Source organism: Halomonas sp. A020 (assembly GCF_027943625.1).
Taxonomy (GTDB): Bacteria; Pseudomonadota; Gammaproteobacteria; order Pseudomonadales; family Halomonadaceae; genus Vreelandella; species Vreelandella piezotolerans.
The window spans coordinates 1739286-1764414 of sequence record NZ_AP022850.1; the positions used below are offsets into that span (position 1 = coordinate 1739286).

A 25129-nucleotide genomic window follows, 5' to 3' on the forward strand; every position below is an offset into this window, starting at 1 on the left:
TTCTGTTAAAAAACGCCTTAGCCGGCGTTTTTTTCGTTTTGATTCATAGGGGTGGTGGTTCTCACCGGCTGTGCTGTAATGCAGTGAGCGACGTGTCGTTCATCCGGATTGTGGAGAGTTCAGTCATGAAAATTGCCGTCCCCAAAGAGATCAAAAATCACGAGTACCGTGTTGCACTCACGCCCACAGGGGTACGCGAGCTAACCGGGCGTGGCCATCATGTCTGCGTGGAAAGCGGGGCGGGCGAAGGCGCAGGCTTTCCCGATAGTGCTTATCAAAGCGCGGGAGCCACCATCGAACAGGGCGTGGAGGCGCTGTGGCAACACGCCGAGCTGATCTTGAAAGTCAAAGAGCCGCAGCCAGAGGAGGTCGCGCGTCTCACCCCTGAGCATACGCTGTTTACCTACTTGCACTTAGCCGCTGAACAGTCGCTCACCCAAGGGCTAATGGACAGCGGTGCCACCTGTATTGCGTACGAAACCATTACCGACGCCAAAGGCGGTCTGCCGCTACTTGCCCCCATGAGTACCGTGGCGGGTCGAATGGCCGTGCAGGCGGGGGCGCACAGCCTGGAGAAAGCGCAGGGCGGCTCCGGCGTGCTGTTGCCGGGTGTCCCCGGTGTGTCGCCGGGCAAGGTAACGGTGATCGGCGGCGGTGTCGTCGGCGAAAACGCCGCCCGCATGGCGCTGGGGCTAGGCGCGGACGTCACGATCCTGGACAAATCCATTGCCCGGCTGGAGGTGCTGGATGATCGCTATCAAGGGCGCATCAAGACCGTTTACTCCACGGCCGATGCGTTGGATCACGCGGCCAGGGAGTCGGACATGATCGTGGGCGCCGTGCTCATTCCTGGGGCTGCAGCACCCAAGCTGATCACGCGCGCCATGCTGGCAGACATGAAGCCGGGGAGCGTGCTGGTCGACGTGGCGATCGATCAGGGCGGCTGCTTTGAAACCAGCAAGCCCACCACCCACGCCGAGCCCACCTATCTCGTCGATGGCATCGTGCACTACTGTGTGGCCAACATGCCCGGTGCCGTGGCACGTACGTCTACGCTAGGGCTGACCAACGCCACGCTGCCGTTCGTGCTGGCACTCGCCGACAAAGGCTGGCAAAAGGCGCTCGCCGACGATGCGCACTTCTTGCCCGGTCTGAACGTTCATAATGGCCAGATCACTTACCGTGCGGTCGCCGAGGCCTTTGGCTTGGCGAGCGTCGACCCCAGCAGTGTGGTGGGGCGATAAAGGGCTGAAGCGTGTCTAATGCTCAATAGTGGGGCGGAACGTCATCTTCAGGGCGAAAGCTGCCTTGGCTATCGCCTGCTTGGAGCGCCTGATGCTGTTCACGTAGCCGTTCGCGCATCAAGGCGCTGAGTTGCTCGAGTTTTTCCAAGCGTCGTTCTTGCTGGGCGACCGCTTGGTCGAGCGTATCCAGCCAGTGCTCTTGATAAGCCAGCCGACTCTCCAACGATTCAAGACGTTGAGTGAGCTCGGCAGGCGATAAATCGTTTGTCATGATAACATCATCACCTTGTGTAGTATGCTCGGTACTGTTAGGAATGGGCCTGGTAGTTCGAGTATTGTCCTTCGTCTGTTACCCATACAACAAGAGAGCTTTCATCATCTATGAACCCAAAAGTTGTTTTTCGCTGTTTCTTTATCAGTATCTTACTGGCCGCCCCCACGCCGCTTTTGTTGGCGGGGATTGTTCATTTAACCAATGCACCGATGGCTGAACAGTGGCTAGCTGGCGCGGCGTTTAGTGTGTATGCCGCCGTCGCCCTTGGCTGCTTTGTCATGTTGTTCATTGGCACGTTAGCCGCCGCTGCCCTGGCGCCGCCCATGGTGGTCAAAGCGGACGTTGCCCGAGTGAAACCAGCACCGCGTCAGCCTCAAGCGACGTCGCCGGTAGCGGACGATGATGAAGAAGACATCATCGATCCCAACGATGGCCGTGAAGAGGGAGAGGTCAAGTGGTTCAATACCAATAAAGGTTACGGCTTCATTACCCGCGATAACGGAGAGGACGTATTCGTTCACTTTCGTGCCATCCGTGGCCGCGGCCCACGGATGCTGGCCGAAGGCCAAATCGTTCGCTATCACGTGATCAAAAACGATCGTGGCCTGCAGGCCGATGATGTGAGTATTATCGAGTAAGCGTTCTCACAGCGTCCCTTGCTGGTAGAGAAAACCCCCGCATTGGCGGGGGTTTTTGCGTTTAGCGGCCCGAATCGGGCCATTCGATGGCACGCTCTTGGCCGCTGGGTAGAACTTGCCAAAAACGGTCAGGGTCATCGCCGGGATGCCAGCCGCCTAGCGAGCAGCGAACTTCTACCTGCAGCGCCTCAGCGGCATGCTGAGCGCACTCCTGATCGGTGTGCCACGGCGTCTGGCTGCTGTCGAACCAGAGGCTGGCAAAGCCATCGGCGGCGTTATCCACCAGGAGTACCGGGACGCTATCGCCTTGGTGTTGGCCGCGGGTTTTCCATTTGCCTTTGCCTGCTGGGCTAAGCGGCGGCGCACTGAGCACCTCGGCCAGCCAGGCGTTGACATCATCCAGCGTGGCCTGCGCCAGATACACTTCTATGTCTGGAAACCGCTCCATCATACGCTTACCTCGTCGGTGGTCAGCAGCGCCTGAAGCGTCGCTTCGTAAATACGGCTCAGCTCGTCCAAGTCGCTGGCGCGCACCCGTTCGTTCACCTTGTGGATGGTATCGTTGAGTGGGCCAAGCTCGACGACTTGGGTGCCCAAGGTGGCAATGAAGCGACCATCCGAGGTGCCGCCGCTGGTGGAGAGTTGCGGGCGTTCGCCGGTGACGGCTTCTACGCCGCGAATCGTGGCATCCACGAGCTCGCCTTCTGCGGTCAGGAAGGGCTCGCCGTTCAACGTCCAATCCAGATGATACTCGAGGCCATGCGCATTCAAGATCGCTTCGGTGCGTGAGCGTAATTCGTCGTGGGTGACGTCGGTGGAGTAACGGAAGTTGAACACGACTTCCACGTCACCTGGAATCACGTTGGTGGCGCCCGTTCCGGCACGCACGTTGGAGATCTGAAAACTGGTCGCAGGGAAGAAGTCATTGCCCGCGTCCCAATGCTCGTTGACGAGCGAATCCAGCGCAGGCATCGCCTGATGGATAGGGTTGCGTGCCAAGTGAGGGTAGGCCACATGGCCCTGCACCCCTTTGACGTGAAGCACGCCGCCCAAAGAGCCGCGCCGCCCGTTTTTGATCACGTCGCCCAGGCGAGCGGTAGAGGAGGGCTCGCCCACGATGCAGTAGTCCAAACGCTCATTGCGCTCGCGAAGATGCTCGACCACTGCGCGGGTGCCGTCGATGGCAGGCCCCTCCTCGTCGGAGGTGATCAAAAACGCAATGCGACCCTCGTGATTGGGGTAGCGCGCCACAAAGCGCTCCACTGCCGTCAGCATCGCCGCCAGGCTGCCCTTCATGTCCGCTGCGCCTCTCCCGCAGAGCATGCCCTGGTCGTCGATACAGGGCTCGAACGGCGGGAATTCCCAGTTGGTATGGGGGCCGCTGGGCACCACATCGGTATGTCCGGCAAACGCGATCACCGGCCCGTGGTGGCCGCGCACGGCCCAAAAATTCTTTACATCACCAAAGGGGAGCTGCTCGATATGGAAACCGAGCGCCGTTAAGCGCTCGATCATCAGGTCTTGGCAGCCTTCATCGTCGGGTGTCACCGATGCCCGGCTCAGCAGGTCGAACGCCAGCGTGAGCGTCGGCGACAGTGAGTCAGGCTCAGTTATGGGCATGTAGCGCCTCGTTCAGCGCGATGGCGCTTTTATTGGTCAAGCACTCGATGCGGCCATTTTGTGAGTTGCGACGCAGCAGCAGGTCGTCTTGGCCTGCCAGCTCGCGGGCGGCGACGGTGTTGACGTCTTGGCCCTTGTCATCCAACAGTGTCACTTTGGAGCCTGCGGTGATGTACAGACCCGCTTCTACGGTACAGCGGTCGCCCAGCGGAATACCGATACCGGCATTGGCGCCGATGAGGCAGCCCTCGCCCACTTTGATGATGATGTTGCCACCGCCCGAGAGCGTGCCCATGGTGGAGCAGCCGCCGCCCAGATCAGAGCCTTTGCCGACCATAACGCCGGCAGAGATACGCCCTTCGATCATGCCGGGGCCTTCGGTGCCCGCGTTGAAGTTGACGAACCCTTCGTGCATGACCGTGGTGCCCTCGCCCAGGTAAGCGCCCAGGCGCACGCGGGCGGTGTCGCCGATGCGGATGCCGCTAGGCACCACGTAATCGGTCATTTTGGGGAATTTATCGACACAGTCGACGGACAGCGCGCGGCCAGCCAGGCGTGCCTTGAGGCGGCGGGCGGGCAGCTCTTCGATGTCGATGGCGCCTTCGTTGGTCCAGGCGATGTTACGCAGCAAGCCGAACATACCGGTCAGGTCCAGGCCGTGGGGCTTCACCAAGCGGTGCGACAGCAGATGCAGTTTTAGATACACCTCAGGCGCGGTTTGCGGCGGCTGATCGCTCTCTAAGAACATCGCCACCAGCGGACGCTGGCTCGCCGCCAGTGACTCTGCCAGTGCGGCCTGGTCGGAGTGGCCTGCCGCTTCCAGCGCTTTGGCCAAGCGGGTGCAATCTTCTGGCAGGAAACTGACCGGGGCATTGCCTGTTGGTGCGTCCAGGGCTTCCTTGGCCGCTGCGACCAGGCGCTCGTCTGGGTGGAGTAGTGGAGCCGGGTAGTAGATTTCCAGCCAGTCGCCCTGGGTGTTTTGGGTGCCGATTCCAAGCGCGAAGCTCAGCATAACGCGTATTCCTTAGAGGTTGGTGAGAGGTGTCGGTCAGGATTAGCCACTTAGCGAATCGTAGTCGCCGTCTTGATAGCCGATCATGATGGTACCGTCGTCGAGTTCCAAAAGCGGCCGCTTGAGCAGCGTGGGGTGCTGAAGCAACAGCTGGCGCGCCGAGTTGGCATCAAAATCCTTCTCTTCATCGGAGAGCTCGCGCCAGGTCTTACTCCGCTTGTTGATCACCTCGACCAGCGGCGCGCGATTCAAGATGTGTTCGAGCAGTGCCGCCGACAGGCCATCTTTACGCAGGTCGTGGGTTTTATACATCAGCGCTTTGTCGTCCAGCGCTTTGCGTGCTTTGCGGCAGGTGTCGCAGTTGTGAATCATATAGAGCGTCAGCATACAGCCTCCTTTCGTCGTCTTGGTCGGCGCGGGCTAGCCGCGTTCGAGCAGTTGGCGAAGACGCGTGGCCGCTTCCAGCGTCGGTTCGAGCTCCGCCACTAAGGCTAAGCGTAGCCGCCCAGCACCGGGATTATGGCCGTGTTGTCCTGGGCGGCCCATCAAGCTGCCGGGAAGTACGCTCACGTGCTGCTCGCTGAATAGTCGTTGACTAAAGGCTATATCGTCACCGCCCGGAACCGCAGGCCAGAGGTAGAAGCTCGCCTCGGGCGTGGGGAAATCCATCACCGGGGCGAGCACCTCCGTGACCGCACTGAATTTCTTACGGTAGGCGTCGCGGTTGGCCCGTACGTGGGCTTCGTCCTGCCAAGCAGCGATGGACGCGTGCTGCAGCGGTAGCGACATGGCGCAGCCGTGATAGGTGCGGTAGCGCTTGAACGGGGCGAGCAGGTCTGCATCGCCTGCCACGAAGCCCGAGCGCAGCCCCGGCAGGTTGGAGCGTTTGGAGAGCGAGTGAAACACCACGCAGCGGCGGTAGTCGTCGCGGCCAAGCTCGGCGCAGGCTTGCAGCAGCCCCGGTGGCGGCGTGCTCTCGTCCAGATAAAGCTCGGAGTAGCACTCGTCGGAGGCGATGATGAAGTCGTGCTCGTCGGCCAGGGCAATCAACTCTTTGAACTCGGCCAGCGGTGTGACCGCACCGGTCGGGTTGCCCGGCGAGCAAATAAACACGATCTGCACGTCGCGCCAAGTGTCGGCACTGACCGCAGAAAAATCGGGACGAAAGCCGTTCTCGGCCGTGCAGTCCAGGTAGAGCGGCTGGCCGCCTGCTAGCAGCGTCGCCCCTTCGTAAATCTGGTAGAACGGATTGGGCACGGCGGCCTGGGCAGGACGAGTGCGGTCCAGCGCTGCCTGCACGAAGGCAAAGATGGCCTCGCGGGTGCCGTTCACGGGCAGAACTTGGCGTTCGGCGTCTAGCCCGGCGAGGGCAAAGCGCTGGGTGGCCCAGGCGGCAATGGTCTCGCGCAGGGCGGGCAGGCCGTTGGTGGCTGGGTAGCGGGCCATCTCGAGCTGGTGGGCCACGAGGGCATCCAGCGCGCCCTGGTAAGGCGCGTGCTGGGGTTCGCCGATCGTCAGCGGAATGTGCGTCAGCCCCGCCGGGGGCGTGAGTGTCGCTTTGAGGGCGGCCAGCTTTTCAAACGGATAGGGATGAAGGGCGTTGAGATCTGGGTTCATGGCGCGTCCGTTGAGAGCGTGAAGGCGGGAGCTGTGAGCAAAACCATTTATCGAACCGCCGATTATAGGCAAGCCCTGGGGCAGGCTCAAACCTAACCACCAGGGCATGGCATCTTTCTGGTTTAGACGCCTAGCACTTCAATCAGACGTTCACGAAGCTGCTGCTGGCGGTCGGGGTCGGTGAGCGGCTCGCCTGCCTTGGTGGTAATGAAGAACACGTCTTCTACTCGTTCGCCCAACGTAGCGATCTTGGCGGCCGAGAGGGCGATATCCTGCTCCATGAAGATGCGCCCTACCCGAGCAAGAAGGCCGGGGCGGTCGGGGGCGGTCAGCTCCAGCAGGGTGCGCTCGTTGGCTGGGTCCTGTTCGATCACCACTTCGGTAGGCACTTTGAAGTGCTTGAGCTGTCGCGGGGTGTGGCGGGTGACGATCTCGGGATAGTCATCCGGGTCGTCCAACTCTTCAACCAGGTGGCTGCGCATCTCTTCGATACGCTCTGCGTCACGAATCGGCTGGCCATGGCTATCCAGTACGATAAAGGTGTTGAGCGTCCAGTCATTGTGCGACGTGGCGATGCGCGCATCGTGAATCGAGAGGCCGAGCTGCTCCATGGCCGCAGCGGTGGCGGCAAACAGATCATCCGCCGAGCGAGTGTGGATGAAGACCTTGGTACCGCCCTCGGCCATGTCGGCGGTGGGCGCACTGATCAGCACCAGCGGCAGCGGTGAGGGCTGGTGGTTGAGAATGCCTTGGGTCTGCCAGACGATCTCGCTGGGTGCGTACTGCAGGAAGTAGTCCTCCCCCAGCGATTCCCAAAGCCGGTCGATGTGAGCGCTATCGACACCCACCGTTTGCAGTAGCGAGCGCGCTTCGGTGCGCGTTTCGCGTACCCAGTCGTCGCGATCTGGCGGATTTTTCAGGCCGCGCCGCAGGGCGCGTTTGGTTTCCGCGTGAAGTTGGCGCAAAAGCGATGCCCGCCAGCCGTTCCACAGCGTTGGGTTGGTCGCGTTAATGTCGGCGACGGTGAGCACGTAAAGGTAGTCCAGGCGGGTCTCGTCGCGCACGATCAGCGCAAAGTCGCGGATGACGTCCGGGTCGCTGATGTCGCGCTTTTGCGCGGTCATCGACATCAGCAGGTGGTGCTCCACCAGCCAGCTCACCAAGTTGGTGTCGTGCTGGGAGATATGGTGGCGATGACAAAACTGCTCGACGTCTCGCGCACCGATTTCGGAGTGATCGCCGCCACGGCCTTTGCCAATGTCGTGGAACAAGCCTGCTATCCACAGCAAGTCGAGCTTGGGCAACTGGTGGATGAGCGTCGCTGCCACGGGGAAGTCGCCTTTGGCCTCAGGCTTGCGGAAGCCGTGCAGGAATTTCAGCAGGCGCAGGGTGTGGGCATCGACCGTGTAGATATGGAACAGATCGTGCTGCATCAGCCCCACGGCGCGGCCAAACTCCGGCAGGTACTTGCCGAGAATGCCGTAGCGGTTCATTCGCCGCAGTTGGCGAGGAACGTTTCCCGGTGCCCGCATAAGGGCCATGAAGAGCCGCTGGTGACGCGGCTCTTCCCGGTAGTGATCGTCGATTTGATGACGGTGGTCACGAATCAGCCGAATGGTATCGGCGCGTACCCCCTCGATCTCCGGGTGTTTGGCCATTAGCAGGAAGAGTTCCAGCATGGCCGCCGGTCGCTCGCGGAACAGGTTGCGCGAGCGCACTTGGATGTAGCCGCCTTTGGTTTCGAAGCGCTCGTTGAGCTTGACGGTTTCCAACGACTCTTTACCGCGCAGAATGACTTCGTCGAAATGCTGCAAGAGCATGTCGTTGAGTCCGGCGAGGGCCGTTACATGCCGGTAGTAGCGCTTCATGAACTGTTCGACGGCGAGTCGTTCGGGAGTGTCCTTGAAGCCGAACATCTCGGCAATGGTGCGCTGATGATCGAACAGCAGCCGATCTTCGGCCCGGCCCGTGAGCATGTGCAGAGCGTAGCGCACCTGCCAGAGAAATGCTTGACCCTGGCTGAGAATGCGCAGCTCGGCGTCGTTCATGAAGCCGTTGGCGACGATGTCGGTGTACTGCTCGGTGCCGAAATGGCGCTTGGCCACCCAGCCAATCATTTGGATATCGCGCAGGCCACCGGGGGAGCTTTTGAGGTTGGGCTCCAGGTGATACTCGGAATTGTTGTAGCGGTAGTGGCGGGCGATCTGTTCCTGCCACTTGGCCTCGAAAAATCGGTCGGCAGGCCACAGGTTCGTTGCGCTCAAGCGCTCGCGCATCTTTTCGCGCAAGCTTTCCGGCCCGGCGATGAGGCGTGACTCCAGCAGGTTGGTGATCACCGTGACGTCCGCTTCGGCTTCGCGCTCGCAGTCGTTGAGTGAGCGCACGCTATGGCCAATCTCGAGGCCGATATCCCACAAAAAGGTGATGAAGGCGCTCAGCGGCTCACGGTAGGGGGAGTCGTCGTCGTGTTCGAGCAATAGGAGCAGGTCGATGTCCGAGTGGGGGTGTAGTTCTCCACGCCCGTAACCACCCACCGCTACCAGCGCGACCCCGTCGTCGGGCCAGGCATGCTGCGCCCAGGCGATGGCAAGCAGCTGGTCGAGATACCATGCACGGCCGCGTACCAGATCGCGAATATCGGCCCCAGCGCGAAACTGCTCGTCCAGCCGCGCCTGAATGTCCCGTAAGGCCGCTTTGAACGGCGCAATGGGCGAGCGTGATCCGGCAAGCTCGGTGCGAAACAGGTCGAGATCGAAAAGCGACGTGTCCGGCTCGAACCGGTAGTGGTGAAGAAGCATCAGGCGTTCAAAAAGCTAAAGTCTTCGTCGCTGCGTGCGGTCAGCACGTCAACGCCGGTGTCGGTGACAAGCAGGGTGTGCTCCCACTGCGCCGACAGGCTGCGGTCTTTCGTGACGGCGGTCCAACCATCCCGCAGGACCTTGGTTTTGTAGCCGCCTACGTTGATCATCGGCTCGATGGTGAAGCACATGCCCGCCTCCAGGCGAATGTCGGCATCCGGTGCATAGCCGTCGTAGTGCAAGAACTGCGGATCTTCGTGAAAGTCCGCGCCAATGCCGTGGCCGCAGAAGTCGCGCACCACGGAGTAGCCGTGGGCTTCGGCATGCTGCTGGATCACCCGGGCCAGCTCGGAAAGGCGTACGCCGGGCTTCACTAGCTCGATGCTTTTATATAGGCACTCCTGGGTGATGCGGCACAGTCGTTCACCCTGAATGGTGTCGCCAATCACGAACATGACACTGGAGTCGCCGTGGTAGCCGTCTGGCGTGCGCACGGTGATGTCCAGGTTCATGATGTCGCCGTTTTTGAGCTTTTTGCCATCATCGGGAATGCCGTGGCATACCACGTGATTGATCGAGGTGCAGGTCGCTTTAGGGAAACCGTGATAGTTCAGCGGTGCTGGCGTCGAGCCCAGTTCGTTGACGATGTACGCATGGCACAAGCGGTCGATCTCACCGGTACTGATACCCGCTGTGACGTGGGGAGTGATCATTTCGATAACGCTGGCTGCCTGGCGACCGGCTTCGCGCATTTTCTCGATTTCAGAAGGCGTCTTGATAGGAACGTTCATGAATTCTCGATGTGGCTTCTGGGTGAGTGATGAGTGGCAAATTCAGCGTCTAAACGCGCCTGCGACTTCATCTTGGCAATGATCTATGGTATAAAGCCGCGCGCTTTCCTGCAATCGCCTTCCCTCGCTTCTTTCCAGGGCGGCGGCGCGTGGAAAGAGTAACGAGATCGCAACCCAGCACCGCTGAGTTGCACGACAGCAAGCCTTGAAAACACACATGCACCGGCACATGGTCCCGGGTGCCTCTAGCGACGTTCGTCGGCGCTACTGGTCGGATCCATGGGGTGCGTGGAGGCCTAACCCGAGTTTCAGGAGTTTTACCATGTCTCACGTCAATATGCGTGACCTGCTGAAAGCAGGTGCTCACTTCGGTCACCAGACCAAGTACTGGAACCCGAAGATGGGTAAATTCATCTTCGGCGCGCGCAACAAGATTCACATCATCAACCTCGAGCACACCCTGCCGGCGCTGAACGAAGCGATCGACGTGGTCGAGAAGATGGCGGCGTCCAACAACAAGATTTTGTTCGTTGGTACCAAGCGCAGCGCCAGCAAGATCATCAAAGAAGAAGCGAATCGCGTTGGCCAGCCGTTCGTCAACCATCGCTGGTTGGGCGGCATGCTGACCAACTTCAAGACCATTCGTCAGTCCATCAAACGTCTGCGTGATCTGGAAACCATGCGCGAAGACGGTACCTTCGAGAAGCTGACCAAGAAAGAAGTCTTGATGGCCACGCGTGAGCAAGAGAAGCTCGAGCGTTCTATCGGCGGTATCAAGAACATGGGCGGCCTGCCGGACGCGCTGTTCGTGATCGACGTTGATCACGAGCGCATTGCGATCAACGAAGCCAACAAGCTGGGCATCCCGGTCATTGGCGTGGTCGATACCAACTCCAACCCGGATGGCGTTGATTACGTGATCCCGGGCAACGATGACTCCATCCGCGCTATCCAGATCTACGTGAAGGCGATTGCCGACGCGTGTGGTCGCGCGAAAGAAGGTCGTCCGGACGAGTTCGTCGAAGTGACTGAAGAAGAAGCCGCTTCTGCCGACACAAACGCTGCTGCCGAGTAAGGCTGCAGTGGTGCGGCGGGCAGGTGAGCCGCATCGTATCAGAGGGGGCCTTATGCCCCCTTTTTCCCGCTTTGGGTTCGCCCAGGCGGGCCGATCATGCCGGATCAATGCCGGCAAGCGCTCTGCACAGTGATACGCAACGGTCATCTATCGTGCTTATACTCTGTAGCGCGTTTAACTCTCAGTTAGAACCATTTCCGAGGTGAAATCTCATGGCAGCTATCAGCGCCTCTCAGGTTAAGGAACTGCGCGAACGTACCGGTCTTGGCATGATGGAGTGTAAAAAAGCACTCACCGAAGCCGACGGTGACATCGAAGTCGCGATCGAAAACCTGCGTAAAAGCTCTGGTCTTAAAGCCGCGAAGAAAGCGGGTCGTACCGCTGCAGAAGGTGCGGTGGTGACTCGCGTAGCAGACGATGGCAGCTACGGCGTCATGGTCGAAATCAACTCTGAAACCGACTTCGTTGCTCGTGACGATAACTTCATCGGCTTCGCCAACAAGATCGCCGATGCGTTCTTTGCAGCGAAGAGCGAAGACGTTGCCGCCGTGATGGCGGGTGATCTCGAGTCCGCTCGTGAGCAGTTGGTTCAGAAAATCGGCGAAAACATCGGCGTGCGTCGTGCCGTGGTCGTCAATGCCGTTGACGGTGGTTTGGTAGGCGAATACGTGCACGGCGGCCGCATTGGTGTCTTGACCGTCCTGAAAGGCGGCACCAGCGAAGCGGCCAAAGACGTTGCCATGCACGTCGCGGCGATCAACCCGGCCGTTGCGCATCCCGAAGAGATGCCGCAAGAGCAGCTGGACAAAGAGAAAGCGATCATCCTGGCCCAGCCGGACATGGCCGGTAAGCCTGAGCAGATTGCTGAGAAGATGGTTCAAGGCCGCCTGAAGAAGTACCTGGCTGAGAACAGCCTGACCGAGCAGCCGTTCGTCAAAGACCCAAACCAGTCCGTGGCTGAATTCGTCAAAGCCGCCGGTGGCGAAGTGGTCAGCTTCACTCGCTTCGAAGTGGGCGAAGGCATCGAAAAAGAAGAAGTCGACTTCGCGAAAGAAGTCATGGAACAGGCTGGCCGTCGCTAAGGTCAGAGGTTCCAGTTAGAAGATGGCGTGCGCGCGAGCGCACGCCTTCGTGTATCCGGCCCCTGTGAAATACAGGCGCTGCCTCGCCCACCTGTGCCCAGGTCTGCCCCAGGAGAGATGCCATGTCACGTGATGTTCAAGAGTCTACCCCCACTGCTGCTACCAAAATCGATAAGTCGAAGTCGAAGTACAAGCGTATTTTGCTGAAGCTGTCGGGCGAAGCGCTGATGGGTGAGCACGATTTTGGTATCGATCCGAAGGTGTTGGATCGCATGGCGCTGGAAATTGGCCAGTTGGTGGGGATTGGCGTCCAAGTCGGTATCGTCATTGGGGGGGGTAACCTGTTCCGTGGCGCGGCGCTCAACGAAGCCGGCATGGATCGGGTCACGGGTGATCACATGGGAATGCTGGCAACGGTCATGAATGCGCTCGCGATGCGCGATGCGCTGGAGCGCTCCAATATACGCTCCCGCGTGATGTCAGCGATTCCCATGAGCGGTGTGGTGGAGCATTACGACCGCCGCACGGCCATCCGTTATTTGACCTCGGGTGACGTGGTGCTGTTCTCCGCGGGCACCGGAAACCCCTTCTTTACTACGGACTCCGCGGCCTGTTTGCGCGGCATCGAAGTGGACGTAGACGTCGTCATCAAGGCCACCAAAGTAGACGGCGTGTACAATAAGGATCCGGTGAAGCACCCCGACGCCGTAAAATACGACCAGCTCTCCTATGACGATGCTCTGGATCAGAAGCTGGGGGTAATGGATTTGACCGCAATCTGCCTGGTACGTGACCATAATATGCCGGTGCGGGTATTTGATATGAACAAGCCTGGTGCCCTGCTCAACCTCGTGGTTGGGGGCAAGGAAGGCACGCTGATAGACAGAGGGTAACAACGTGATCAACGACATCAAGAAAGATGCAGAGTCTCGCATGAAGAAGAGCGTTGAGGCGCTGCACAGCAACTTCAACAAGATCCGCACGGGCCGTGCTCACCCCAGCATCCTGGATGCCGTGACCGTCGAGTATTACGGGGGCCAAGTACCGCTGAATCAGGTGGCATCGGTGAACGTCGAAGATGCGCGTACCTTGACCGTGGCGCCCTGGGAGCAGGGCATGGTGCCGAAAATCGAAAAAGCGATCATGACCTCTGATCTGGGTCTGAACCCGTCCAGCGCCGGTAACGTGATTCGTGTGCCTATGCCGATGCTGACCGAAGAGACCCGTAAAGGCTACATCAAGCAAGCACGTAGCGAAGCGGAAACTGCCCGTGTGGCCGTGCGCAACGTTCGCCGCGATGCCAACGGTGACTTCAAATCCTTGCTCAAGGATAAAGAGATCACCGAAGACGATCAGCGTCAGGGCGAAGACGAGATCCAGAAGCTGACCGATAAATATATCGCTGAGATCGACAAGGCGCTGACCGCAAAAGAACAGGATCTCATGCAGGTATAACGCCTGCGTTCACTTTGCCACGGGCGGCTTGGCCGTCCGTGGGCCATCGCTTGGCTTACTTATGACTGATCTTTGGTGCGAGAACCCATGACGTCTCCGCAGCTTCCCCAAGAGCAGCCGGGCGGCACGACGCTTTCTCGATCCGAGGAAGCGCTGCCGTCCCATGTTGCTATCATTATGGATGGTAACAACCGCTGGGCGCGGGCACGGGGGCTGTCGGGAGTGCGCGGCCACCGTGCGGGTGTCGAAGCCGTACGTGCGGTGATCGAGCGTGCGGCCGAGCGAGGCGTGCAAACGCTGAGCTTGTTCGCCTTCTCCAGTGAGAACTGGAAGCGCCCAGCCGCCGAGGTGAACGCGCTCATGGAGCTGTTTTTGATGGCGCTCAAACGTGAGGTCAAAAAGCTCAACGAGCGCAATATCCGCCTCTCGATTATTGGTGAGCAGCGCGGCTTTTCCCATGCAATTCAAAAGCATATCCAGCGTGCCGAAGCGCTGACCGCCGAGAATACGGGCATGCACCTAGTGATCGCTGCCAACTACGGCGGCCAGTGGGACATCGCCCGAGCCGCCCGCCAGCTCGCCGAGCAGGTGGCGGCCGGAGAGCTGTCGGCCGACGACATCGACGAAGCACGCTTGGATGCGGCCATGAACACCGACGCCGTGCCGCCGGTGGATCTGTGCATTCGCACCAGCGGCGAGCAGCGGCTCTCGAACTTCATGCTATGGCAGTTGGCCTATGCCGAACTGCATTTTTCGCCCTTGCTTTGGCCAGATTTCGATGGGGCGGCCTTCGACAAAGCGCTCGACGATTTTTGCTTACGACGTCGCCGTTTTGGAATGACTGACGAACAAATAGAGGCGCAAGGTGCTTAAACAGCGGATGATCACCGCAGCCTGGTTGGCGCCCGTGACGCTAATCGGTCTGTTTGGCTTACAGGGAGGTACCTTTGCGCTGTTTACGGCGTTGATCGTGCTATTGGGTACCTGGGAGTGGACCAACCTGGCAGGCGTAGGCGCGTCGCGCACGCGGATGGCGCTGGTCGCGGGGATGGCGATACTGTTGGCGCTGCTGTGGCTGGGCGGTGCGGCGTATGCGGTGTGGCCGCTATGGCTGGCGGCCGCCGGTTGGCTGCTCAATCTTTACTGGGTGACGCATTACCCGCAAAGTAGTCAGCAGTGGCATACCACGTCGCGTCGCCTGCTAATGGGTGTGTGGGTGCTGCTACCGTGCTGGGTAGGCTTCAACGTACTGCGCGAGAGCGGGGCGGTGTGGCTGCTGTTCGTGTTACTGTTGGTTTGGACGGCCGATATTGGTGCCTATTTTGCCGGACGCCGCTGGGGCAAGCGCAAGCTGGCACCGCGGGTGAGCCCAGGAAAATCCTGGGAGGGTGTCTACGGCGGGTTGGCCGCTACGACGCTGCTGGCGTTGCTATTTGCCGCCTGGCAGCCATTGGGTGTACTGGGTGGCGTCGCACTGGTAGCGATTACCGCGGTGGTCACGCTCACCTCCGTGTTGGGTGACCTGTTCGAAAGTATGTTGAAGCGCTACCGCAATATCAAAGACTCCAGCCAGCTACTGCCGGGCCACGGCGGTGTGTTGGATCGTATCGATAGCCTCACGGCGGCCATTCCCATCTTCGCGCTGTTCTATCTGCAGGTGCTATCCCTTCAGGTGAGCGCGCTATGAGTCAGGCCTCGATTCAATCGGTCACCGTACTGGGTGCCACTGGCTCCATTGGGAAAAGTACGCTGGACGTCATCGCGCGCCATCCTGATCGCTACCGGGTCCATGCACTGACAGCGCATACCTCGAAAGAGGCACTGCTGGAACAGTGTCATACATATAGCCCCCGCTTTGCCGTGCTGGATGACGCCGCCGATGCCGATTGGCTGCAGCAGGCGCTTCGCCAAGCAGGCTCTGATACCCTGGCGCTGGCGGGGCAGGAAGCATTGTGCGATGTCGCCCGTGCCCCTGAGGTCGATATCGTCATGGCGGCAATCGTTGGAGCGGCGGGACTGTTGCCCGCGCTGGCGGCGGCCGAGGCGGGTAAGCGCGTACTGCTCGCCAATAAAGAAGCCCTGGTGATGAGTGGGGCGCTGTTCATGGACGCCGTGTCGCGTTCAGGGGCCACGCTACTGCCGATCGATTCTGAACATAATGCCATCTATCAGTGTCTACCCTGCGAGCATCGCGGTGGATTGGCTAAGCACGGCGTGCGTCAGCTACTGTTGACGGCTTCCGGCGGGCCCTTTCGTAACTGGTCGGCCGAGCAGATCGCACGTGCCACGCCCGAGCAAGCTTGCGCCCATCCTAACTGGTCCATGGGGCGAAAAATCTCGGTGGATAGCGCCACGCTGATGAACAAAGGTCTCGAGTTGATCGAGGCGTGCTGGCTCTTTGATGCCTCGCCCGAGCAGATTCAAGTGGTCGTTCATCCCCAGAGCGTCATTCACTCCATGGCGGCCTATGACGATGGTTCGGTAATCGCGCAGTTGGGCAATCCCGATATGCGCACGCCCATCGCTTATGGTTTGGCTTGGCCCGAGCGGATCGACGCCGGTGTAGAAGCACTTGACCTGTTCCAGGTGGCGCGACTCGATTTCGAGGCTCCCGATGAAGCGCGCTTTCCTTGTCTGCGTCTCGCCCGTGAGGCGATGCAGGCCGGTGGTGCCGCCCCGGCCATCTTGAATGCAGCCAATGAAGTGGCCGTCGAGGCATTTTTAGCGGGAAGCATTGCGTTTGGCGCGATTCCGGAGCTCGTCGCCGATGTCATGGCGCTGCCCTACCGCGGCGAGGCCGATTCTTTGGAGTGCGTGCTGGCGGCGGATCGCTGGGCGCGCGAACAGGCGGCACTTACCCTACGTCAGTCAATCGCTTAGCCTCAGCTAATGCTGAGCAGCGCGTCGTGCAAAGGAGCGAAAAGTGGGCCTGATACAGAATATCTTAGCCGTCATTGTGGTGCTGGGACTGCTCGTGACCTTTCATGAATTCGGGCATTTTTGGGTCGCGCGTCGCTGCGGCGTCAAAGTGCTGCGCTTTTCAGTAGGGTTTGGTAAACCGCTATGGTCGACGGTGGATCGTCACGGCACTGAGTTTGCGGTGGCGGCCATTCCGCTGGGCGGGTACGTCAAAATGCTCGACGAGCGCGAAGCGCCGGTGCCAGACGACCAGTTGGAGCAAGCCTTCAATCGAAAAACCGTATGGCAGCGAATTGCCATCGTCGCTGCGGGTCCCATCGCCAACTTTTTGCTCGCCATCGTCGCCTATTGGGCACTGTTCGTGGCGGGAACGACCACGGTGGCACCGCTCGTAGGCGACGTTACTCCGAACTCGCCGGCTGCGCAGGCGGGCTTGGCGCAGGGCAGTGAAATCACCGCTATCCAGGGCGAGCCAACGCGCTCTTGGGAAGAGATCAATCTGAAGCTGGTGTCCATGATCGGCTATAGCGGCGAGCTCACCATCGAGGCAACGCCAGAGGGGGCGAGTGCCACACGCCTCTATCAACTGCCAATCAGTAACTACATGGTGCGCCAGGATCCACCTCAACCGTTGCAAACACTGGGCTTTTCACCCTGGCGCCCTGACATACCGGCAGTGCTCGGTCAGGTCGTCCCTGGGCAGGCGGCCGATGTCGCAGGGCTTCAACCGGGGGATCGTATCGTGTCGCTCGATGGCGAACCCATCGATGATTGGATGCAGTTCGTCGCTGTGATTCGCGACAGCGCGGGTGAGACCTTAAGCGTTGCGTACCAGCGTGGAGGCGAACAGGGCACGCTCTCGCTCACGCCAGGACGTAATACGCTGGAGAGTGGTGACGAGGTTGGGTACATTGGAGCCGGTGCAGAGCCGTTTAGCTGGCCTGAGTCGCTGCAACGCGAAATTCGCTATGGGCCGATCGAAGCCGTCGGCCAAGCGCTGTCGCGCACCGGTGAAATGGTTCTACTGACGGTAGATGCGATCCGAAAGATGCTGGTGGGGCTTATCTCCCCCTCTAACCTCTCCGGGCCGATCACCATTGCACAAATCTCCGGCGACTCGGCACGCGCGGGGCTCGAAGCCTTCGTAGGCTTCCTCGCCTATCTGTCGATTAGTCTAGGGGTGCTGAATTTGCTGCCCATCCCCGTGCTCGATGGCGGTCATCTGCTTTACTATTTCGTCGAGGTGTTACGTGGGCGGCCGGTATCTGAGCAAACACAAGCGATAGGGCTGCGCATCGGGCTCGCCATGGTCGGTACCCTGATGCTAATGGCGCTCTATTTCGATTTGATGCGCCTGTGGTAATAACGCGTGTAGCGCGCTGGATGCCTTGTCATCTGCCTGCACAAATGTATATGGTGCCTGTCTTAACCGACGGGCAGACCAACGCGAGCGAACTGACTGCATGAAAATCAAGACCCTTGGAATGGCGGCACTCTTGCTGGTAGGCGCCAGCGGCGCCCAAGCACAATCCTTTGACGTTTCAGACATTCGTGTGGAAGGACTGCAGCGGGTTTCCGCCGCCTCGGTCTTTAATGCGTTCCCGGTGAGCGCCAACGACCGTGTCGACGAGCAGCAGCTCGCCGCGGCCGCCCGTGACCTGTTTGCCACCGGTTTGTTCGAAGACGTCTCGTTGGCCCGGGAAGGCGATGTGCTGGTGATCCAAGTGGTCGAGCGCCCCACCATCGCGCGCTTGAACATCGAAGGTAACGACCAGATCTCTGATGAAGACCTGCGCAACGGGCTACGCCAGTCGGGTTTGTCGGAAGGGCAGGTCCTACAGCTCTCGACGCTCGAAGAGATCGAGCGTGAGCTCGAGGGCGTCTATCAATCCCAGGGGCGTTACAGCGCTAGCATCGACGTTAACGTCGAGGAGATCGACGAAGGCCGCGTTCAGGTCAACATCGATATCAACGAAGGCGAAGTGGCCAAGATCCGCCAGATCAATATCGTCGGTAACCAGGATTTCGACGATGAGACGCTGCGCGACGTCTTCGAGCTGAACGACCGCCCAGGGCGTATCTTTGGCTGGTTCTCCAAAGACGAGTACTCCCGCGAAGCGCTCTCTGGCGATATCGAGCGTCTGCGTTCGTTCTATTTGGATCGTGGCTACGTCAACTTCGATGTGACCTCGACGCAGGTATCGATTGGCCCCGAGAAGTCCGACATCTTCATTACGCTCAATGTCGATGAGGGCAGCCAGTACCGCGTAGGCGATATCCGCTTTGCCGGTGATTTGCAGATCAGCGAAAACGAAGCCCGCAACCTGCTCGAAATCAACAGCGGCGATATCTTCTCCCGTGGCGATGTCAACGCCTCGACGGAAGCGCTGCGCCAGCGTCTGGGCGCGGAAGGCTTCGCCTTTGCCGAGGTGCAGGGCATTCCTGAAGTGGCCGATGACGGTGAAACGGTCGATCTCGTGATTGCTGTGAATCCAGGTCAGCGCGCTTACGTGCGTCGAATCGAGTTCTACGGTAATACCACGACCCAGGACGAAGTATTGCGCCGCGAGATGATCCAGCTCGAAGGCGCACCGGCATCGACGGAGTCGATCACGCAGTCGCGTCAGCGTCTGGAGCGTTTGGGCTTCTTTAGCCAAGTGGAAGTCGACACGCAGCCGGTACCGGGTGAGCCCGATCTGCTGGACGTGACTTATAACGTGGAAGAGCAGCCCTCCGGTTCGGTCTCTGCAAGCGTCGGCTTCTCGCAGAGCGCGGGCGTGATTTACGGGGTCGGCCTGGCTCAAAACAACTTCCTTGGCACCGGTAACCGTGTCAACGTCGGCGCCCAACGCAGTGACACCTTCACCAGCGTCAACTTCGCCTTCACCGATCCTTACTGGACGCTGGACGGCATCTCTCGCGGGTACAACGTGTTCTACCGCGAAACCGACTACGCCGACTCCGATATCTCGACGTTCTCGACCGATGCCTACGGTGCCGGTATCAACTTCGGCTACCCCATCAGCGAGTTGTCTCGCCTGAACTTCGGTGCCAGCGTCGAAGACGTCACGGTGAAAACCTACTTCGACACTGCCTCGGAAATCCGCCGCTATGTGGAAGATGAAGGCGAAAATGCGCAAAGCCTGAAGTTGACCGCGAGCTGGACACGCAACAACCTGAACCGGGGCATCATGCCGACCGCCGGTAATTACCAGCGCGTCTCGTTGGAAACCGGCGTGCCGGGTAGCGATGCGGAGTACTACAAACTCCAGGCCCGCGCGCAGCAGCTCTTCCCGTTTAACGATGACGAAACCTGGGCGCTGAAGTTCAGCGGTAATTTGGGCTACGCCGATACGCTGGGCAGCAACGATCCCTACCCGTTCTACGAAAACTTCTATGCAGGCGGCCTGGGCTCGGTGCGTGGTTTTACCTCCAACACCTTGGGCGAGCGCACCACGCCCGCCCGTGAGGGTGGCCGTGACCGCACCTTGGGCGGTAACGTACTGGTAGAAGGCTCCGCCGAAGTGCTTTTCCCGATGCCGTTCGTCGAGAACCAGCGCTCGGTACAGCCCTCGCTGTTCTTGGATGCAGGTAACACCTTCCTGAGCTCGTGCTACGACGTGCTGGAAGCGGATGCAGGACGCCAGCAGTGCAGCTCGGGCGTTGACCTTGGCGATCTGCGCTACAGCGTGGGCGTTGGCCTCTCGTGGCTGACGCCCGTCGGACCGCTGACCTTTAGCGTGGCCGAGCCGCTGAATGACGAAAGTGGTGATGATACGCAGTTCTTCCAGTTCTCGCTGGGTCAAACGTTCTAATTGAAGGAGTAACACCATGGTGCGTAAATTGACTGCTGCTGTGTGTCTATTAGGGGCGATGACCCTACCGGCGTATGCCGCTGAAGTTGCGGTACTGGACTGGCGTGCGGCGCTGATGAATACACAGTCGGCTCAATCTTCGCTGAGTCAGCTCGAAGGGCAAATCGGTAGCCAGCAGCGTGAAGCCGAGGCGCTGGGCGGCGAGTTACAGCAGTTGCAGACGCGTCTGCAGCAGGAGGGGGAGACCATGTCTCAATCGGAGCGCGAGTCGCTGATTGCCGAGCTGCAGCAGAAGGGCGGTCGCTTCGAGCAGCTGCGCCGTGAAGTGCTGCAAGCGCAACAGGCCTCCGAGCAGCAATTCTTGCAAGGGGCCGAAGCCAAACTGGAGCAGGCCGTCGAGCAAGTGCTCGAACGTCATAACATTGACGTCCTCGTAGAGCCGCAAGGTGTGCTGCACTCCTCGACGGATCTACCCAACGTGACCAACGAAGTCACCCAGATTTTCGATTCGCTGAACTAATTTAATGACCCTCGGTGCGGCTTGGCCGCACCACTGCTTCCTTGGGCTCCCATGACGCACGCTTCTTACACTCTCACCCTTGCGGACATCGCACGTCACCTCGGCGTTGATTTCGAAGGCGACGACCATCAGCCCATCCGCGGTTTGGCAACGCTCAAGGAAGCAGCGTCGGATCAGGTCGCGTTTCTTGCCAATCGCGCCTACTTGAAAGACTTGGCCACCACCCAGGCGGCGGCCGTGCTGCTGCACCCAGAGCATGGCAAGAACTGCCCGGTGCCGCGCTTGGAGATGGAGAACCCCTACTTGGGTTACGCCAAGCTGTCGCAACTGTTCGATCCGTTACCGGCGCGAGACGTGCCGGGCATTCACCCCACCGCCATGGTCGCCGATGGCGTCATGCTGGGAGACGGTGTCTGCGTGCAAGCGAATGCAGTGATCGAGCCTGGCGTCGTGCTAGGAGATCGCGTGGTCATTGGGGCAGGTAGCGTGATTGGCGCGGACTGCGTGATTGGCGATGACACGCGGCTGCACGCCAATGTGACCGTGTGTCACGGCGTCGTGATGGGCAAGCGCGTCATTCTACAAAGCGGCTGCGTGATTGGCGGCGACGGCTTTGGTTTTGCCCACGATGGGGCTGGCTGGCACAAGATTGCTCAGCTGGGCGGCGTGGTACTCGGCGATGATGTGGAGGTCGGAAGCTGTTCCAGTATCGACCGAGGCGCGTTGGGCGATACCGTAATTGGCAACGATGTCAAAATCGACAGCCAAGTGCAGATTGCCCATAACGTCACCATTGGTGACCATAGCGCGCTAGCTGGCTGCGTCGGCATTGCAGGCTCTACCAAAGTGGGTAAGCACTGCATGTTGGGCGGCGGCGTGGGGCTCTCGGGCCACCTGACCATCTGCGATGGGGTGCAGGTCACAGGCATGAGTTTGGTCACCAACTCGATTCACGAACCGGGGGTGTACTCGTCGGGAACCGGTGCCATGAGCAACACCCAATGGCGCAAAAATGCAGTGCGCTTCAAGCAGCTCGACGATATCGCCAAGCGTTTGGCGCGGGTAGAAAAAAGCCAGCGTGAATCGTGAAGAAAGAAGGATTTCCTGAGGGAGTGGCTTGAGGCTTCATAGCAGCAGGTTATAATCCACTGCCTTTTTACCAGTAGGATTGCTGGTACGTGCCTGACACTGCTCAGGCCTTTCGTCATTTTAGAGGTCGTTACGATGGTTATGGATATCAACGAAATTCGCGAATACTTGCCCCACCGCTACCCATTCTTGCTGGTGGATCGAGTCACGCAGTTAACCGTGGGCGAAACCATCGTTGCGTACAAAAACGTGAGCATCAATGAGCCGTTCTTCAACGGCCATTTTCCTCACCATCCCATCATGCCCGGCGTACTGGTCGTTGAAGCGCTAGCACAGGTATGCGGTATCCTTGGGTTCAAGACGGTCAACAAGCTGCCGGCCGACGGCTATGTCTATTACCTCGTAGGCAGCGACAACGTACGCTTCAAGCGTCCTGTCATGCCAGGTGACCAGCTAACGCTCGAAGCCAACGTCATTCGCGGCAAACGGGGCATTTGGAAGTTTGCCTGCCGTGCCACTGTCGACGGCGAGCTGGCCTGCGAAGCTGAAATCATTTGTGCCGAGAGGAAGGTGGCTTGATACATCCTACTGCTTTGGTCGACCCAGCGGCACGGCTTGCCGATGACGTCGAGGTTGGCCCGTTTAGCGTGATTGGGGCAGACGTCACGATTGGCGCAGGTTCGGTCATTGGCCCCCATGTGGTGGTGAAAGGCCCCACGATACTGGGGGAGCGCACGCGTATCTTTCAGTTCGCCTCGGTAGGCGAAGATTGCCAGGACAAGAAGTACGCGGGCGAACCAACGCGTCTCGTGATGGGTGACGATAACGTGATCCGAGAGGGGGTCACGCTGCATCGTGGTACCGTGCAAGACCGCAGCGAGACCACTATCGGCTCGCGCAATCTGTTTATGGCATACGTACATGTCGGCCATGATTGTGTCATTGGTAACGACTGCATCTTGGCCAACCAAGTGACCTTGGCGGGTCACGTGACGCTGGGCGATCACGCCATTTTGGGCGGCTTGTCCGCCGTGCATCAGTTCTGTCACTTTGGGGAGCACGCCATGGCGGGCGGCGGCTCGATCATTACCAAAGACACGCCTGCCTACGTCATGATCAATGGTAATCCCGCAGAGGCGCGTGGCTTGAACTTGGTCGGCTTGAAGCGCCGCGGGTTTAGCCGTGAAGCGATCGCTGCGCTGACCTCCGCTTACAAGCTGGTGTATCGTCAAGGCTTGACCGTAGAACAAGCAGTCAGCGAAATGCGCAGCCGCTTCGATTTGCCGGAAGTCACGCAGTTTGCAGACTCCATTGAGCGCTCGACCCGCGGTATCGTTCGCTAACTCTTCTCTTAACCGGCTCTCCCGTCACTATGACACTGCAGCGCGTATACCTTGTGGCAGGCGAACTCTCCGGCGATATCCTCGGTGCGGGACTGATGCAGGCGCTGCGCGCCCGCCATCCCCAGGTGGAGTTTCGCGGCATGGGCGGCCCTCGTATGGAGGCCCAAGGCTTGAAGAGCCGCTTTCCTCTCGAAACCCTTTCGGTGATGGGCTTGGTCGAGGTACTCAAGCACCTGCCCGAACTCATCCGTGTGCGCCGTACCCTGCGTGAAGAGGCGCTGGCTTGGCAGCCGGACATCATGATCGGCATCGACGCCCCCGACTTCAATATCGGCCTGGAGAAGCAACTTCGTGCCGCGGGTATCACGACGGCCCATTACGTGAGCCCCTCGGTATGGGCGTGGCGTCAGGGGCGTATGAAGAAAATCGCCAACGCGGTGGATGCCATGCTCACGCTGCTGCCTTTCGAGGCGGATTTCTACCATCGCCACCACGTTCCCGTGGCCTTCGTTGGTCATCCGTTGGCCGACGAACTGCCGCTGGAAAATGATCGCGAGGCGGCCCGCCGTGCGCTGGGCTTGGACCCGGGCGCACCGGTATTAGCGCTACTGCCCGGCTCTCGGCGGAACGAAGTTCGTTTCATGGGGGCCACCTTCTTGGAGGCGGTGACGCTGCTGTGCCAGCGCCACACGGAGTTGCAGGTGGTGATCCCTGCGGCCACCGCTCAGCGCTATACCGAGCTTGGCGCGCTGTTGGCAGGCTACCCCGCGTTGGCCCAGCGGATCACGCTGCTGGAGGGCCAAGCCCGCGAGGCGATGGTCGCCAGCGATGCGGTACTGCTGACCTCCGGTACGGCGGCGCTAGAGGCCATGCTGTGCCATCGCGCCATGCTGGTGGCGTATAAAATGGCACCCGCGACCCATTGGCTCGCCAAACGACTGGTGAAAACCCAGTGGATCTCGCTGCCGAATTTGATTGCTCAGGAGAGCGTGGTACCAGAGCTGATTCAGCACGCGGCGACGCCGGAGGCGATTGCCGAGCAGTTAGACCAGCGACTGAGCGATGCCGAGACGCGTCACGCACTAGAAGCGCGCTTTGCCTCGATGCATGCCACGTTGCAACGCACGGCCAGCGAGCGCGCCGCGCAGGCGATTACCGCTTTGGTTGCAGGCGAGCCGCTGGAGGCTAAATCGGATGCCGACTAAACCAGCCGACTTTCCACCGCTGGTGGTGGAGTATGCGGGGGATTTCCTGGCGGGGGTCGATGAAGTCGGTCGTGGGCCGTTGGTGGGGAGCGTCGTCGCCGCCGCCGTGATTCTTGACCCCAAGGCGCCCATCGTTGGGTTGACCGACTCCAAAAAGCTCACTGCCCGCAGGCGTGAGTCGTTGGATGTGCTCATTCGCGAGCATGCCCTCGCGTTTGCCGTGGCAGAGGCGAGCGCAGAGGAGATCGACACGCTCAATATTTATCATGCAACGCATCTGGCCATGCGGCGCGCGGTGGATGCCCTACGTCCCCAGGCCGAGTACTTGCTGGTGGATGGCAATCGGCTGCCGGGGCATGCGCTGCCGGGGCAGGCCGTGGTGAGGGGTGACGCTCGTCATCCCGCGATTGCCGCCGCCTCGATTCTGGCCAAGGTGGCGCGGGATGCACAAATGGCCGAGCTGGATCTGCGCTATCCTGAATACGGGTTTGCCCGCCACAAAGGGTACCCCACCAAGGAACACTTGGCGGCGCTGGAAGCCCACGGTGCACTGGCCGAGCACCGGAAGAGCTTCGCGCCCGTACAGCGCCAGTTAGCGCTGCTGTAGTCGCACACTTCATTTCATTTAGCGT

Annotated in this window: 25 protein-coding genes; 17 read left to right on the forward strand and 8 right to left on the reverse strand. The window is 60.0% G+C overall.

Annotated elements, in window-relative coordinates:
- The first annotated feature begins 125 nt into the window (after positions 1-125).
- Positions 126-1244 carry an alanine dehydrogenase gene (gene ald / locus FRH_RS08160; RefSeq protein WP_281998038.1) on the forward strand — a complete coding sequence of 373 codons (1119 nt, stop codon included), beginning with the start codon at positions 126-128 and terminating at the stop codon, positions 1242-1244.
- Positions 1245-1266: 22 nt separating this feature from the next.
- Here ald and FRH_RS08165 read toward each other — a convergent pair whose 3' ends face one another.
- The gene (locus tag FRH_RS08165) at positions 1267-1515 is read right to left on the reverse strand and encodes a SlyX family protein (protein ID WP_139528306.1); all 249 of its coding nucleotides are present in this window, start codon (positions 1513-1515) and stop codon (positions 1267-1269) included.
- Positions 1516-1625: 110 nt separating this feature from the next.
- Here FRH_RS08165 and FRH_RS08170 point away from each other — a divergent pair, with 110 nt between their 5' ends.
- Positions 1626-2156, forward strand: coding sequence for a cold shock domain-containing protein (locus tag FRH_RS08170; RefSeq protein WP_139528307.1), 531 nt, complete (start codon positions 1626-1628; stop codon positions 2154-2156).
- Positions 2157-2217: 61 nt separating this feature from the next.
- Here FRH_RS08170 and FRH_RS08175 read toward each other — a convergent pair whose 3' ends face one another.
- The 7 genes from FRH_RS08175 to map form a co-directional block, all read right to left on the reverse strand.
- Positions 2218-2607: a hypothetical protein gene (locus FRH_RS08175; RefSeq protein ID WP_139528308.1), complete on the reverse strand. Its 390-nt coding sequence runs from the start codon at positions 2605-2607 to the stop codon at positions 2218-2220.
- The gene (dapE, locus tag FRH_RS08180) at positions 2604-3776 is read right to left on the reverse strand and encodes a succinyl-diaminopimelate desuccinylase (protein WP_219862682.1); all 1173 of its coding nucleotides are present in this window, start codon (positions 3774-3776) and stop codon (positions 2604-2606) included. Before dapE ends, FRH_RS08175 begins: the two co-directional genes overlap by 4 nt.
- The gene (dapD, locus tag FRH_RS08185) at positions 3763-4788 is read right to left on the reverse strand and encodes a 2,3,4,5-tetrahydropyridine-2,6-dicarboxylate N-succinyltransferase (RefSeq protein WP_219862684.1); all 1026 of its coding nucleotides are present in this window, start codon (positions 4786-4788) and stop codon (positions 3763-3765) included. The genes dapE and dapD overlap by 14 nt, the downstream gene beginning before the upstream one ends.
- Before the next feature lie 42 nt (positions 4789-4830).
- Complete coding sequence (locus FRH_RS08190) at positions 4831-5175, reverse strand: Spx/MgsR family RNA polymerase-binding regulatory protein (RefSeq protein ID WP_139528311.1); 345 nt, start codon at positions 5173-5175, stop codon at positions 4831-4833.
- A gap of 33 nt (positions 5176-5208) precedes the next feature.
- Positions 5209-6405: a succinyldiaminopimelate transaminase gene (dapC, locus tag FRH_RS08195; protein WP_281998039.1), complete on the reverse strand. Its 1197-nt coding sequence runs from the start codon at positions 6403-6405 to the stop codon at positions 5209-5211.
- A gap of 122 nt (positions 6406-6527) precedes the next feature.
- Positions 6528-9203 (reverse strand): [protein-PII] uridylyltransferase, encoded by a 2676-nt coding sequence (locus FRH_RS08200; RefSeq protein ID WP_281998040.1) that lies wholly within the window; start codon positions 9201-9203, stop codon positions 6528-6530.
- A complete protein-coding gene (gene map / locus FRH_RS08205; protein ID WP_139528314.1) occupies positions 9203-9994 on the reverse strand; it encodes a type I methionyl aminopeptidase in 792 nt (263 codons plus the stop codon). Before map ends, FRH_RS08200 begins: the two co-directional genes overlap by 1 nt.
- Before the next feature lie 322 nt (positions 9995-10316).
- On the opposite strand from map, the gene rpsB reads away from it, so the two are divergent.
- The 15 genes from rpsB (at position 10317) to rnhB (ending at position 25104) form a co-directional block, all read left to right on the forward strand.
- Complete coding sequence (rpsB, locus tag FRH_RS08210) at positions 10317-11069, forward strand: 30S ribosomal protein S2 (protein ID WP_139528315.1); 753 nt, start codon at positions 10317-10319, stop codon at positions 11067-11069.
- Positions 11070-11281: 212 nt separating this feature from the next.
- Positions 11282-12151, forward strand: coding sequence for a translation elongation factor Ts (gene tsf / locus FRH_RS08215; protein ID WP_139528316.1), 870 nt, complete (start codon positions 11282-11284; stop codon positions 12149-12151).
- Positions 12152-12273: 122 nt separating this feature from the next.
- Positions 12274-13044 carry a UMP kinase gene (gene pyrH / locus FRH_RS08220; RefSeq protein WP_139528317.1) on the forward strand — a complete coding sequence of 257 codons (771 nt, stop codon included), beginning with the start codon at positions 12274-12276 and terminating at the stop codon, positions 13042-13044.
- 4 nt (positions 13045-13048) lie between these two features.
- Positions 13049-13606 carry a ribosome recycling factor gene (gene frr / locus FRH_RS08225; protein ID WP_139528318.1) on the forward strand — a complete coding sequence of 186 codons (558 nt, stop codon included), beginning with the start codon at positions 13049-13051 and terminating at the stop codon, positions 13604-13606.
- Positions 13607-13693: 87 nt separating this feature from the next.
- Entirely contained in the window at positions 13694-14479 is a 786-nt protein-coding gene (uppS, locus tag FRH_RS08230; RefSeq protein WP_281998041.1) for a polyprenyl diphosphate synthase, read from the forward strand.
- Positions 14472-15293 (forward strand): phosphatidate cytidylyltransferase, encoded by an 822-nt coding sequence (locus tag FRH_RS08235; protein WP_153843449.1) that lies wholly within the window; start codon positions 14472-14474, stop codon positions 15291-15293. Before uppS ends, FRH_RS08235 begins: the two co-directional genes overlap by 8 nt.
- Positions 15290-16486: a 1-deoxy-D-xylulose-5-phosphate reductoisomerase gene (gene ispC / locus FRH_RS08240; protein WP_219862697.1), complete on the forward strand. Its 1197-nt coding sequence runs from the start codon at positions 15290-15292 to the stop codon at positions 16484-16486. The genes FRH_RS08235 and ispC overlap by 4 nt, the downstream gene beginning before the upstream one ends.
- 43 nt (positions 16487-16529) lie before the next feature.
- A complete protein-coding gene (gene rseP, locus FRH_RS08245) occupies positions 16530-17888 on the forward strand; it encodes an RIP metalloprotease RseP (protein WP_281998042.1) in 1359 nt (452 codons plus the stop codon).
- Between the two features lie 121 nt (positions 17889-18009).
- Positions 18010-20340: an outer membrane protein assembly factor BamA gene (gene bamA, locus FRH_RS08250; protein WP_139528409.1), complete on the forward strand. Its 2331-nt coding sequence runs from the start codon at positions 18010-18012 to the stop codon at positions 20338-20340.
- Between the two features lie 19 nt (positions 20341-20359).
- On the forward strand, positions 20360-20860 hold the full coding sequence (locus FRH_RS08255) for an OmpH family outer membrane protein (protein WP_139528410.1): 501 nt from the start codon (positions 20360-20362) through the stop codon (positions 20858-20860).
- Between the two features lie 51 nt (positions 20861-20911).
- Complete coding sequence (gene lpxD / locus FRH_RS08260; RefSeq protein WP_281998043.1) at positions 20912-21949, forward strand: UDP-3-O-(3-hydroxymyristoyl)glucosamine N-acyltransferase; 1038 nt, start codon at positions 20912-20914, stop codon at positions 21947-21949.
- A 135-nt stretch (positions 21950-22084) separates the two neighbouring features.
- The gene (fabZ, locus tag FRH_RS08265) at positions 22085-22528 is read left to right on the forward strand and encodes a 3-hydroxyacyl-ACP dehydratase FabZ (RefSeq protein ID WP_044629712.1); all 444 of its coding nucleotides are present in this window, start codon (positions 22085-22087) and stop codon (positions 22526-22528) included.
- Entirely contained in the window at positions 22525-23292 is a 768-nt protein-coding gene (gene lpxA / locus FRH_RS08270; RefSeq protein ID WP_153843453.1) for an acyl-ACP--UDP-N-acetylglucosamine O-acyltransferase, read from the forward strand. The genes fabZ and lpxA overlap by 4 nt, the downstream gene beginning before the upstream one ends.
- A gap of 29 nt (positions 23293-23321) precedes the next feature.
- Positions 23322-24497 (forward strand): lipid-A-disaccharide synthase, encoded by a 1176-nt coding sequence (lpxB, locus tag FRH_RS08275; protein ID WP_153843454.1) that lies wholly within the window; start codon positions 23322-23324, stop codon positions 24495-24497.
- The gene (rnhB, locus tag FRH_RS08280; protein WP_281998044.1) at positions 24487-25104 is read left to right on the forward strand and encodes a ribonuclease HII; all 618 of its coding nucleotides are present in this window, start codon (positions 24487-24489) and stop codon (positions 25102-25104) included. Before lpxB ends, rnhB begins: the two co-directional genes overlap by 11 nt.
- Positions 25105-25129 lie beyond the last annotated feature (25 nt).